Origin of the sequence: Streptomyces griseus (genome assembly GCF_900460065.1) — a bacterium.
In the GTDB taxonomy this organism is placed as follows: Bacteria; Actinomycetota; Actinomycetes; order Streptomycetales; family Streptomycetaceae; genus Streptomyces; species Streptomyces griseus.
Map to the genome: position 1 here is coordinate 25,109 of NZ_UAVD01000007.1, position 12,285 is coordinate 37,393.

Sequence of the window (12,285 nt, forward strand, 5' to 3'; positions counted from 1 at the left end):
TCAGATCGTTTCCGTCGTACGGGCTATGACGGAGTCCTCCGGCAGAAAGCCGAACGCCACCGGGACGGTGTCCCGCGGTCGCGGCCCCACCAGCTCCGACACGTGGGAGGTCAGGCCGAGGGTGAAGTCCGCGACGTCCACCGCGAGCCGGGTGCCGGCCGGGACCTCGCAGCTGATGTCGAAGCCGCGTGCTCCGTAGTGGTGGAAGACGACGTCCTCCGCGCCCCCCGTCTGCTCCTCCAGGGCCGCCCGGTCCAGGCGGGTGCCCGCGACCGTGCAGGCGGCCAGTGGTTCGCGCTCCAGCCGCACCTGGATCCGCCAGGCCGGCCGCTGCGACGCGGCCCGGAAGCGGACCGTGCGGGTGCCGCCGCCGGTGCGGTCGTCGACGACCGTGACCGTCGGCCGGGGGATGTCGAGGCGGGGCGCCTTCGCCACCATCGCCGGCTCGTCGCCGCGCGGCGGGAAGTAGTCGCTCACGGGGGCCCGCCGCGGATCGTCGCCGAGCACCCGGCGCGTCCAGGCGTCGGGGGCCGGGTCCGCGCTGAACCACAGGGCCTCGCCGGTCACGTCGTCACGCACGTACAGCAGCGAGTCGGGCCGTGGCCGCCCCGGGCCGAACCCTTCCCCGGCGACGCCCGTGCCGAGCAGGGCCAGGGCGAGGCCGGCCGCGACGGCGGCGCTCCGGCCGTTCGCGGGGAGCCCGGCCAGGAGCGGCAGGGCCGACACCGCGCCGGCCGTCACAAAGACCACGGCCACCGAGCCGAGCGGAATGCCGAGCGCCGTCAGCAGACTGCCGGTGAGCGGCACGAAGAGGACGGCGGCCACGGCCGGCCCGGCCGACCACAGCAGGGCCCCGGTCCACGCCTCCCGCCCCCCGGGAGGCCCCTCGCCCTTCGCCCGCTCCCGGGTCCGGCAGGTCCACCACAGTGCGGGCAGCGCGGCGAGCAGCGGCCACTGCACGAGGTAGCCGGCGCCGGGCAGTACGAGGGTGAGCACCGCGAGCAGCAGCCCGGCGAAGATCAGCACCCCGCCCGCCGCCTCGGCCGGACGGAACCGGCGCAGCAACCGGGCCGCCCCGAGGAGCACCCCGCCCACGACGGCGCCGAACGCCGCCACGAACCAGCCCCGTCCGTACGGTTCGGCCAGGGGAAGCGCGGCCAGGTCGGGAGCGAGCAGCAGGGCGAGGGTCCACAGCCCGTGGGCCACGCCGCCCGCCGCCACCGGCGCGCCGAGGGCCACCCCCGCCGCCGCCGCGAGCTGCCGGGGCCGCAGGGCGAAGCGGCGTACCGCCCACCCCAGCAGGCCGCCGAGCAGCGCCAGCGTCACCCCCGCCAGAGGCGGCGCCCAGGTCGCCGGGTAGTGCACGAGGACACGGGCGAACAGGTCGAAGTAGACCGCGTTCGCGCCCCGGAAGTCGTCGGCGTCGGCGCCGTCCAGGGCCCGGACCATGCCGAGCATGGCGTCGCCGTGGTGCTGCACGCTGTCGCGGTCGAGCTGTTCGACCGTGTCGGAGCGCGAGTGGTAGTCGTGGAACCCCTCGATGAAGGCGGAGTTCAGCCCCGCCACGCCCTCGTCGCGGAAGACGGTGAAGTCGCTGTCGTTGGGCAGGTGCTTGTAGACCTCGTACGCCAGGGAGTTGGCCACCGGGCGCGGGTTGGCCTCGGCGAAGGCGTCGATCAGCGGAAGGTTTCCCTCGCCGGTCTCGAACATCATCAGCGGGCCGCCGCTGCCGCGCGCCTCCCAGTTGAGCACCGCGCCGAACTCGTCGAGACCGTGGTCCCGTACGAAGAACTCGGCCCCCAGGGCGCCGAGTTCCTCCCCGTCCGTGAACAGGAGAACCACGTCGTTGCGTACACCCCCGGACTCCTTCAGGGCGCGCAGCGTCTCCAGGAGGGCCGCGACCGCCGCTCCGTTGTCCGCCGCTCCCGGCCCGTTCGGCACGGAGTCGTAGTGCGCCACCAGCAGCAGCGCCTTCCCGTCGCCCCTGCTGTCCGGCCCGCCGGTGCCGGGCAGTCTGGCGACGACGTTGTGCACGGTCGCCGCGGGGATGGGGCTGCCCATGTCGGGCTGCGCCACCTCGCCCGACCGGACTTCGACCTCTGCCCCGAGCGCCCGCGCCGTCGCCACGAGGTAGTCGCGGACCCTGGTGTGCTCGGCGCTGCCGAGCGGGTGCGGCCGGCGGGCGATCTCGGTGAGGTGTCCGGCGGCGCGTGCTGCCGAGAACTCGGCTCGCGGCGCGTCCGTGCCCTTCGCGGGCGGCGGACGCAGCGCCAGTGTGGCCAGCGTGCCGAGCAGCGCGACGAGTGCCAGCGCGACGAGCAGAGCCGGGGTGCGCCGGCCGGGGGCGGGGGCCTTGGCGGGCCCGGCCCCCGGAGCGTCCCCGGGACCGGCCGGGTCCACCTTCACCTGGGCAGAGGTCGTGGTGGTCACGGGGTATCCGCGCCCTGCAGCTCGGGCTCCGGGGGAGCGACGAAGTCGACCTCGGTGGCGGACTGGAGGCGGATCTCGTACGGGCGGCGCTTGATGTAGACGCCGTAGCCGTCGAGGATGCGGTGGTGGTGGTCGATGACCGCGTCGACGGGCAGGTGCGTGGAGTTCGTCGAGTGGCCGTCGGAGACGAGCGTCACGTCGTATCCGAGCGTGACCGCCTTGCGGCAGGTGGAGTCGATGCACAGCTCCGTGACCAGGCCGGCGATCACCAGGTGCTGGACGCCCCGCGCCCGCAGCACCTCGTCGAGGTCGGTCTCGTGGAAGGAGTCGCACTCCGCCTTGCGCACCCGGAGGTCGCCCTCCTGCGCGCCGAGCCGGGCGTCGATCTGCCACTCCTCGGAGGTGGTGTCGCCGAGGTCGTCGTCCTGCACGTGGACGACGGGGATCCCCAGAGCACGTGCCTTCTCGGCGAGCGGACGCAGCCGGCCGAGCAGGGCGTCCGCGTCGGGCACCGCTTCCTCACCGTTCAGCAGGCCGGCCTGGAGGTCCACCAGGACGAGGGCTGTGGTCATAGAGATACTCACTTTCGGTTCGAGGGGGGTTTGTGGGCCGGTGCCGGCCGCGGCACCACGGTGTCGCCACCGCGGACGCGCGGCCGGACGCACCGGCCCGTCATGTGCGTTGCCGCCGCCGGCCGGAGGGGCCGGCGGGAACAGCGTCGGATTCCGATGGAAATACCGGAGTCACCGGGAAGACCGGAGTCATCGGAGAAACCGGGGTCACCGGAGAATTCGGGGTCACCGGGCTCTCCGCGATGACCGGAATTTCCGCTCGAATACCGGGAGATCAGCTGAACATCGCCTGCATGGTCTCGTGGGACGCGGTCTTCTGCTGGTCCTTCTCGCTGCCCCAGCAGGTGTTGAGGATGATGCGCGTCCGGTCGGCGTTCAGCGGAATCGTGCGGTGCAGGGTCGTGTCCGACCGCAGGAAGTACATCTCGCCGGTGGCGTGCGGGTAGGTGCTGATCTGGTGCTTGGCGAGGTACTCGTGGACCCGCGGGTCCTCCTTGTTCCAGTCCGTGTGCGGCACGGCCTGGAGCTGGCCGCCGAACTCCGCTTCCGGCGCCTCGATGATCCAGATGACGGTGAAGCTGAAGTCGCCCCAGTGCCAGCCGTGCGTGTCGCCCTGCTTGTGCTGGCGGATGAGGACGTACTTCTCCTCGTCCCACGGGCACGGCAGGACCGGCTCGGCGGCGATGCGGGACAGCGCGCCCATCATCGCCTCGGAGTTGTAGACGGTCCGGACGAGCTCGCTGTCCTGCTCGATGGCCTTCTGGCTCACCGTGCTCATGAAGCGCGGGGAGTTGCTGGTCTCCTTGAGGTGGATGTCGATGCGCTGCTGGTGCAGGTCGAGGAGGCGGTGGCACTCCTTGGTGACCGTCTTGAAGAGGTCTTCGGAGACGAAGTTCGACAGCTTCACGTAGCCGTTGCGCCGGAAGCTCTGCGAGAGCTCGACCAGCGTGGCGTCGTCGAAAGCCTCCGCGAAGTGGTTCGCGAGGTCCTTCTCGATACCGGCCGGGGTGATTTCCTCGAATGACATGTGGGTTCTCCTACGTCAGCGCTGGGGCCCGCTATCGGAGTTCGTCGGGCGAGTTGTGAGGGAACACAATCAGCGCCGAAGAAGCCCCACAAGGAGATCGGCGCCAACTCCGCTGCCCTTGCCGGTGGTACGGGAAACCTGCCCCGGCCCTGCCGGAACCGCCGGAAAACTGCCGCCCGACCGCCTGGTGTCGAGCACCCCGCCGACTCAGGCTCTTGTGGTTCGCGCACGACGCCCACCCACCGCCCCCCGGAGAGGCGACACGATGACTGAACCCGTGGAACCGCAGCACGGAGTCTCAGCGAGACATCAGATCGAAGCCCTCTTGGCGGACTTGGCCCAGACCGCCCCCGCACCGCCCGATCCGCTGGCCCGCGCCCAGCTCAGCGGGCTGCTCACGACCCTCTGCCTCCTGCAGGCGGCGGACCTCCCGGCGGACGCCGGACGCCGTCTCAGCCTGCTCCGCAAGGCGCGCAGCCATGCCCGCACGACCACCGTGCTCACCGCGTACCTGCTCAACGACTCGACCTTCCGCCGCTGAGGCCGTGCGAGGGGGCGGGCCTGAGATCGTGCGGGGGGGCGGGCGCGAGGGCGCGCGGGGCAGGCGGCAGTCTGACGACAGGGCCTACGCCGCCCCCTGGTCGAGCATCGCCGGGAGCAGCCGCCGCAGCAGCGTGACGAACAGGGCGTCCCGGTCCGCCGGGGGCGGGCCGGCCGAGGTGAGGGCTGCGAGCAGGTGCGGGTGGCGGCCCTCGGCGGCGACGGCGGCCAGGTGGGCCGCCCGGGCGGCCGGGTCGCCGCCGTGCGCCGCGCCGCCCGCCGCACCGTTCGCGCGGCGGGCGAAGAGTACGGCCAAGCCGCCGAGGAGCCCGACGGCCTCCAGCTTCTGCCCGGCGGTGCCGGGCGCGGGGGCCAGGATCCCGAGCGCGTGGTCGAGGTAGTCGATGGCGTGCGGGCCCAGCACCTCGCCGCGCCGGTCGTTCAGATCGGCCAGCCAAGGGTGCCGGACATGCGCGTCCCGGGACTGGAGGGCCAGGTGGACGAGGGCGTCCAGCCAGTCTCCGCCGGAGGACCCGGAGAGGTCCAGCTCGCCCGCGACCGCGTCCGCCATGAGGTCCAGCAGCTCGTCCCGGCTCCCCACGTAGCGGTAGAGCGAGGCGGGCCCCGTGCCCAGCCGCTGCGCGAGCGCGCGCATCGACACGGCCGCCAGTCCCTCCGCGTCGGCGAGGGCCAGGGCCGCCGCCGTGATCTGGGTGCGACTCCGTTCGGGTGCGGGGCCGCGCGCACCCCGCTGGGGGCGTGACCAGACGGTCGTCGGCCGGGTCTCGCGATCGGCCACGGTCCGCCACCTTCCCTCAAGGCCCCCGAACGGGGTCCGGAACTGGCTGTAGTCTAATACTGCGAACATCGTTCGCAGTATTTTCGCCCACCGGAGGAGCCCCCATGACCTGGACCGAACGCCGCTTCGCCCGCAACGGTGCGGTCGAGCTCGCCCACGACCGGCTCCGGGAAGGCGCGGACGGCGAGCCGCTGCTCCTGGTGATGGGTCTCGCGGTCTCCCGGCACTGGTGGCCCGGGGAGCTGTGCGCGGCCTTCGCCGACGCCGGATTCGCCGTCGCCCGCTACGACCAGCGGGACGCGGGCGAGTCCACCCGGCTGCCGAAGCGCGCCGCGCGGGGCAACCCCTTCACCGCCCTGGCCGCCGGCCGCGGTGCGGCCTACACCGCCGAGGACATGGCCGACGACGCCGTCGCCGTCATGGACGCGCTGGGCTGGCAGTCGGCACACCTCTTCGGGCACTCGTTGGGCGGCGTCGTCGCCCAGCGCGTCGCCCTGCGCCACCCCGGCCGGGTGCGCACGCTCACCTCGTCCGCCGCGCTCCCCAGCGACGTCGGCGGCCTGGGCGCGTTCCGCCATCTGCGACTCGGCACGCTCGCGAAGTTCGCCCGCGTCAAGCCCGCCCGGGACCGGGAGGAGCGGATCGCGGCCGGGCTCGCCGTAGCCCGGCTCGTCGCCTCCCCCGGCTACCCGTTCGACGAGGCGGAGGCCCTGGAGCGGATCACCGCCGACGTGGACACCGGCATCGCCGACCCGGACGCCCAGTCCCGCCAGATCGGGGCGCCCTGGAGCGGCCCTTCCCTCGCCGAACTGCGCGTCCCCGCGCTGGTGCTGCACGGCACGGACGACCCCCTGCTCAAGCCCTCGGCGGGCCGGGCCACCGCCGCGGCGATCCACGGCGCCCGGCTCGTCCTCCAGCCCGGTGTCGGCCACGACATCCCGCGCGAGCGGCACACCGCCGTCGCCGCCGAGCTGCGGGCACTCGCGGACCGGGCCCCCGGATCGACGACCGCCCGTGACGGGCTTCCCGGGCCCGAGGGTCCCGCGTGACACCCTCGCCCGGCTCGAACGACCGCGCAGGCCCCCGGGGGCAGGTGCCCCTGTCACGCCCCGGGCCCGAGGGACCCGCGTGACGCCAACTCGGCTCAGGCGGCCAGCAGCACGCCACCCATCGGTCCCGACGGGCGCGTCGCGCCGGCGGAACCCGTCGGCCCCGCAGGCCCGGCGGGCCGTACGGACCGGCGTCCGCCGGCCGCGCCCGGCCCGAGCGAACGCGACCGGGACCGCGCGGCCGTGAGGCTGACCAGCCGCTCCCCCGCGAGCGCCAGGACGTCGGCGAGGCTCAGGCCGAGCGCCTGGGCCGCGGCGGCCAGCACCTCCGACGAGGCCTCCTTGAGGCCCCGCTCCACCTCGGAGAGATACGGCATGGAGATCCGGGCCGCCTCGGCGACGTCTTTCAACGTCCGCCCCTGGGCCTGGCGTTCGCGGCGCAGCACCTCCCCCACGAGGGCGCGCCAGAGCGGCTCCCGGGGGAGAGCCGGGACAGCCGCCGGGAGCGGGCGCAGAGGGATCACGTCGGCCTGGTTCGTCGCTCGGATGCTCACCGTCCCCAGAGTAGGAGCGCGGGGACGCCCCGGCACCGGTCGGGCGTTGCGCTCCGGGCGGATCTGCTGACGGCGAAGCCGCGTGACGGGCGGCATGCTCCCGACGAGGGTCCGGGCCGGGGAGGCCATGGGCGCTCACCCGGCGACGGCGGCGGTTCGACGCCGGCAGTGGGCGATCGCGAGGGCGATGGTGATGGGCCGCGGGCGGGCGGCGGGGTGACTCACGGCGTCGCCACAGCCACGCCGGCAGCAGGATCAGGGGAAGCGCGCGGGCCAGGCGCAGCGCCCAGAGCGGAACGGGCCGCTCGGTGCCATCGACGGGCGGGGGCCGGTACGGAGTCCTCAGCGTCATGACTCCACCCTCGCGGAGCGGGCACGACGCGGAATCCCCCGCGCGAGCCAACCCGCTCCCCCGCCCGGGGGAGACCGCGTCCGGCAGCCTCCCCCGCGCGGGGCAGCGGTTCCGGCGGCGGCCCCATCGGCGCCGGCGCCCCGCCCCGTACGGTCAGATCAGACCCTGGGCCAGCATCGCGTCCGCGACCAGCTCGAAGCCCGCGATGTTCGCGCCCACCACGTAGTTGCCGGGGCTGCCGTACCGCTCGGCGGTCGTGTAGCAGGAGTCGTGGATGTGCCGCATGATCTCGGCGAGCCGCTCCTCCGTGTGGGAGAAGGTCCACGAGTCCCGGGACGCGTTCTGCTGCATCTCCAGCGCGCTCGTCGCGACCCCGCCCGCGTTGGCCGCCTTGCCGGGGGCGAAGGCGACGCCCGCCTCCTGGAACACCCGGACCGCCTCCGGGGTGGTGGGCATGTTGGCGCCCTCCGCGACCGCCTTGACCCCGTTGCGCACGAGGGCCAGCGCGTCCGCCTCGTGGAGTTCGTTCTGCGTGGCACAGGGCAGGGCCACGTCCACGGGGACCGACCACACCCCCGTACCGGGAACGAACCGGGCGTGCGCGCCGCGCCGTTCCGCGTACTCCGAGACCCGGCCCCGGCCCGCCTCCTTGATCTCCTTGAGGAGGGCCAGGTCGATGCCCTTCTCGTCGACGACGTAGCCGCTGGAGTCCGAGCAGGTCACCACGGTCGCGCCGAGCTGCTGGGCCTTCTCCACCGCGTAGATGGCCACGTTGCCGGAACCGGAGACGGCGACGGTCTGGCCGTCCAGCGACTCGCCCCGGCTGCGCAGCATCTCGGCGGTGAACAGGACCGTGCCGTAGCCGGTGGCCTCCGTACGGGCCTGCGCGCCGCCCCAGCCGAGGCCCTTGCCGGTGAGGACGCCGGACTCGTAGCGGTTGGTGATCCGCTTGTACTGGCCGAAGAGGTAGCCGATCTCCCGGCCGCCCACGCCGATGTCACCGGCCGGAACGTCGGTGTACTCCCCGAGATGACGGTGGAGTTCGGTCATGAAGGACTGGCAGAACCGCATGATCTCGGCGTCGGACCGCCCCTTGGGGTCGAAGTCCGAGCCGCCCTTGCCGCCGCCGATAGGCATGCCGGTGAGGGCGTTCTTGAAGATCTGCTCGAAGCCCAGGAACTTCACGATGCCGAGGTTGACCGAGGGGTGGAAACGCAGCCCGCCCTTGTAGGGGCCGAGCGAGCTGGAGAACTCCACCCGGAAACCGCGGTTGACGTGGATGTCGCCGGAGTCGTCCGACCACGGCACCCGGAAGATCAGCTGGCGCTCGGGCTCGCATATGCGCTCGATGATCCGCGCGTCGATGAACTCGGGGCGTCGGATCAGCACCGGCCCGAGCGTCTCCAGGACCTCGCGGACCGCCTGGTGGAACTCCTGCTCACCCTGGTTGCGGCGCAGGATCTCGGCGTAGAGCGGCTCGATGACGCGGTCCGCGGCATCGTGCGTGCGGGTGGAGTCGGGCGAGTCGGGGATGACCGGCATCTGATCAAGACCTTCCGTGGTCGGCTCGTGCGCGTCGACGCCCCCGCCCCGGGGAGCGCCACCGGTCCGCCTCTCCCCCGCCGGAGCCCGGGGCTCCCTCCCGGGAGGACCGCGCGGCCGATGCCCGCCGGGGTGAGGTGCGGAACCGTCGTACGGTCCGATTCTCCCGCGCAGCCCGATGATCTTCGAGGACCATCCACATATTGGCCATGATCAGCCCTTTTGATCAGCGCCCCGCCCGCAGCGCAGGGCCCTGACCAGGCCCGGGACCGGGGTCCCGGGCGACTCGGGCCCGCTCCCCCGCCCGACCCCTCCGAGTGGCGAAGGTCACGTTCCGGATCGGCTCTCGCGGGAGCCCCGCAGCATCCAGAGCCCGGCCCCGGAGGCGAGGACGACCACGCCCGAGACGACGCTCAGGGCGATTTCGAGGCCGTTTCTGTCGACCGCGAAGCTGAGGAAGACGTTGGCGACGAGCGCGGCGGACAGGACGAGCCAGAGCAGGGACTTCATGACGGCGATGCCTCCGTGGTCGGTCGGTGATGCGTCCAGCCTGTCGGCCCGCGCGCGCCGCGAGGAGAGAGCGGACCCCCGTCTCGGGGTGCAGCGGGCTGTACCCCGAGACGGGGAGCGGGGTGCAGGCACGGACCGGGGCGGGCGGGTCCGGGGACCGGACCACCGGGAGGGGAGGCACGCGCGGCACGGCCGGAGCGGAGGCAACGGGGAGGGGAGGCGTGCGCGCCACGACCGACGGAGGCAAGGGGGCAAGAGGGCCAGAGGGCCAGAGGGCCAGAGGGCAACGGGGCAACGGGGCAACGGGGCAACGGGGCAACGGGGCAACGGGGCAACGGGTAATGGTCCGGTGAAAACAAGGTCAGGGCACCGGTGTTACCCGTCAGGAACTGGGACACCCCGACTGACGATCAGTCATGATGCCCCCATGACGAAGCCGCGGGGGCGTCGGCGAGGGCAGCCTCCTGACGCATTACGGGCGCTGTACGGAGTGCGCCGTGCCGGGAGCGGAGCCGCTCGGCCCCGGCCGGCCGCGCCCACCGCGGCGGGCCGGCCGTCGCCCGGGGACGCGCTTCCCCGGGCGGCGTATCCGGCGTACGCCCGCTCGGCGTATCCCGCCCCAACGCCCCGGGGGCAGCCGCGCGTTCCCCGGGGCACGGGCGACATGCGGCGCTACCTGGCCGTCGGCCTCGACAGCTACCTGTGCCTGCTGGCCGTCGGGCTCCTCGTGCGGTCCTGCCTGAACTCGGGCGGGACGGGGCACGCGGTCGCGCTGCTGGTCGTCCAGTTGGTCACCCTGTCGTTCGCCAACCAGGTGCTGCTGACGATGGCCGTCCGGGCGAGCGCCGGAAAGCTGATCATGGGGGTCCGGGTGATCCGGCTGCCCGACGCCGGGAGGCCGGGATTCCGCCTGCTGGTGCGGCGCTGGCTGTACGGGCTCCTCTGGCTGCCGCGCCAGCCCTGGCACCGGCTCCGCCGCTCGGAGGCCGACGCCCCCGACCGGGCCCCGGCCCGCCGCCGCGCCGAAACGCCCGAGGATCTCGCGGGGCTGCGCCAGGTCCGGCGCAGCGATCTGCGGTCGTACCGGGCGGCGATGCGGGGGCGTACGGGCTGAGCCCGCCGGGCCGGACGAAGAGGCCGTCGTCTCCTCCTCGCAGCCGACGGGGGAAGGGGCTGGCCGAGGTACCGGCCGCAGACGAAGACGGCGTACAGGGCTGCGGTGGCGCCCAGGCGGCGCGAAGTCATCCAGGGTGCCCGGTGAGACACCCGCCGGAGCGTTCCACGAAGCGGGTCCCGGGAGCGCGGCGTGCCGTCACCGCCGCTTTCCGGCCGGTTCCGCCGGACCGGAGGGCCGGGGCGGCGAGCGGTCGGGGGACACCGCGGGGCAGCTCGTGCCCCGGGGTGGAACCACGAGCTCCGTGAGGTAGCCGTCCACCGCGTCGCGCATGCACGGGCCGCTGGTGACGCTGCCGTGGCCATGGCCCTCGTAGGTGAGGAGCACGCCGCCGCGGCCCAGTTGCCGGGCCACCGAGACCGCCCAGGCGTACCCGGTGGCGGGGTCGTGCAGCGCGTTGGACAGCAGAATCGGCGGGGCTCCGGTCACGCGCAGGCGGTGCTGCGGGTTGGCGGTCGGCGCGCCCAGGCACGCGGCCGTCATGTGGATCGGAAGCAGGTAGGGCAGGTCGGGCGCGGTCCTGTTCATGAGGGAGACGAGCGAGGCGTACTCCCGGTGGTCGCGCACCGGCAGGCGCCAGTCGGAGCAGAAGACCGGGGTGGCGGAGGGCAGCGGCGCCGTCGAGGTGGGCGACGCGGGCAGCGGCTCGCTCGCGTGCATGCGCGCGATCTCCGTGGCGAGACCCGCGTGGTCGGCCGCGTAGAACCTCCGGAACGCGACCCTGTTGACCAGGTCCGAGGAGGACAGCGCGGTGCCCGGCTTCGCGGGGTTCTCCAGCTCACCCCGCCCGGCCCGGTCCAACAGGCCCTGCCAGACGGCGCGGACGTCGCGGCCCCGCAGCGCGCAGGTGGCGGCGGCGTCGCACCACTTCACGAACTCCTCGAAGGAGTTCTGTGCCGTGGCGGCCTCGGACCGCAGGAACTCACGGGTGGTCGGGACGCTGTGGTCCATGACGCTCTCCAGCACCATCGCACGTACGCGGCGCGGGTAGGTCTCGGCGTACTGCGCCCCGAGCAGCGTGCCGTACGAGCTCCCGTGGAAGGTCAGCTTCCGTTCGCCGAGGGCGGCCCGGAGCGCGTCCAGGTCCCGGACCGTCTGCGCGGTGTCGAGGTGGTCGAACACCGGACCGGTGCGGGCCCGGCAATCGGCGCGGAGCCGCTTGTTGTACGCCAGGGTCGCCTCGAAGTCGGCCTGGCTTCCCAGCTCCGGTGAGGGCCGCGCGGCAAGCAGGTCGGCGGAGCAGGTCACCGGGGTGCTGCCGCCCACCCCGCGCGGGTCGAAGCTGACGATGTCGAAACCGCGGCGGACCTCGGGGCTGAACCGCCCGATGTTGCCGACCACCATCGCCACACCCGAGTCGCCCGGGCCGCCGGGGCCGAACACCATCGAGCCGACGCGGGTGCCGGGTCCGGTGGTGGCCTGGCGGCGAGCCACGGCCAGGTCGAGTCGGGGCCCGTCGGGGCGGGCCCAGTCGACCGGCACCGAGAGGGTGGCGCACTCGGCGCCCGGCTTCGTCGCGGCCTCGCACGGTGCCCATCGCAGCGGCTCGGTGGCGGGCGGCGGCGACGCCTGGACCACGGGAGCGGCGGCCAGGCCGGCGGTGACGACCATGACGGCTCCCGCGGCCATGGCCGTGCCCCGCGCGGCGAGGTGCCGCAGTGCGGCTCTCCCCCTGAACGGCATGCATTCTCCTCGTGAAAGAGAGCGGTTGTTCCGGGCAAGCGGATTCGGGCCCG

General features: G+C 73.8%; 11 protein-coding genes. 3 read left to right on the forward strand and 8 right to left on the reverse strand.

From position 1 onward, the window contains the following. The 3 genes from DTB53_RS03900 to DTB53_RS03910 form a co-directional block, all read right to left on the reverse strand. A complete protein-coding gene (locus tag DTB53_RS03900; protein WP_012379318.1) occupies positions 1-2,430 on the reverse strand; it encodes a M20/M25/M40 family metallo-hydrolase in 2,430 nt (809 codons plus the stop codon). Further along, a complete protein-coding gene (locus tag DTB53_RS03905) occupies positions 2,427-3,002 on the reverse strand; it encodes an isochorismatase family protein (protein WP_003966729.1) in 576 nt (191 codons plus the stop codon). The genes DTB53_RS03900 and DTB53_RS03905 overlap by 4 nt, the downstream gene beginning before the upstream one ends. A gap of 274 nt (positions 3,003-3,276) precedes the next feature. Beyond that, positions 3,277-4,029, reverse strand: a complete 753-nt coding sequence (locus DTB53_RS03910) for a HalD/BesD family halogenase (protein WP_003966730.1) — start codon at positions 4,027-4,029, stop codon at positions 3,277-3,279. A 325-nt stretch (positions 4,030-4,354) separates the two neighbouring features. Here DTB53_RS03910 and DTB53_RS03915 point away from each other — a divergent pair, with 325 nt between their 5' ends. Beyond that, complete coding sequence (locus tag DTB53_RS03915) at positions 4,355-4,570, forward strand: hypothetical protein (RefSeq protein WP_012379319.1); 216 nt, start codon at positions 4,355-4,357, stop codon at positions 4,568-4,570. 84 nt (positions 4,571-4,654) lie between these two features. On the opposite strand, the gene DTB53_RS03920 is transcribed toward DTB53_RS03915, so the two are convergent. Next, a complete protein-coding gene (locus DTB53_RS03920) occupies positions 4,655-5,368 on the reverse strand; it encodes a TetR/AcrR family transcriptional regulator (RefSeq protein WP_012379320.1) in 714 nt (237 codons plus the stop codon). A gap of 104 nt (positions 5,369-5,472) precedes the next feature. On the opposite strand from DTB53_RS03920, the gene DTB53_RS03925 reads away from it, so the two are divergent. After that, positions 5,473-6,417 carry an alpha/beta fold hydrolase gene (locus DTB53_RS03925; protein ID WP_012379321.1) on the forward strand — a complete coding sequence of 315 codons (945 nt, stop codon included), beginning with the start codon at positions 5,473-5,475 and terminating at the stop codon, positions 6,415-6,417. A gap of 95 nt (positions 6,418-6,512) precedes the next feature. Here DTB53_RS03925 and DTB53_RS03930 read toward each other — a convergent pair whose 3' ends face one another. The 3 genes from DTB53_RS03930 to DTB53_RS03940 all read right to left on the reverse strand — a co-directional run bounded on the left by DTB53_RS03930 (position 6,513) and on the right by DTB53_RS03940 (position 9,375). Next, positions 6,513-6,971, reverse strand: a complete 459-nt coding sequence (locus tag DTB53_RS03930; protein WP_172595243.1) for a helix-turn-helix domain-containing protein — start codon at positions 6,969-6,971, stop codon at positions 6,513-6,515. Between the two features lie 505 nt (positions 6,972-7,476). Next, positions 7,477-8,865 carry an NADP-specific glutamate dehydrogenase gene (gdhA, locus tag DTB53_RS03935; protein ID WP_003966735.1) on the reverse strand — a complete coding sequence of 463 codons (1,389 nt, stop codon included), beginning with the start codon at positions 8,863-8,865 and terminating at the stop codon, positions 7,477-7,479. A 327-nt stretch (positions 8,866-9,192) separates the two neighbouring features. Then, complete coding sequence (locus tag DTB53_RS03940) at positions 9,193-9,375, reverse strand: hypothetical protein (protein WP_003966736.1); 183 nt, start codon at positions 9,373-9,375, stop codon at positions 9,193-9,195. Between the two features lie 664 nt (positions 9,376-10,039). Between DTB53_RS03940 and DTB53_RS03950 the strand changes: the two genes are divergently transcribed. After that, positions 10,040-10,489, forward strand: coding sequence for an RDD family protein (locus DTB53_RS03950; RefSeq protein ID WP_042496285.1), 450 nt, complete (start codon positions 10,040-10,042; stop codon positions 10,487-10,489). Between the two features lie 198 nt (positions 10,490-10,687). Here DTB53_RS03950 and DTB53_RS03955 read toward each other — a convergent pair whose 3' ends face one another. Continuing rightward, a complete protein-coding gene (locus DTB53_RS03955) occupies positions 10,688-12,232 on the reverse strand; it encodes an alpha/beta hydrolase (protein ID WP_042496288.1) in 1,545 nt (514 codons plus the stop codon). Between the last annotated feature and the right edge of the window lie 53 nt (positions 12,233-12,285).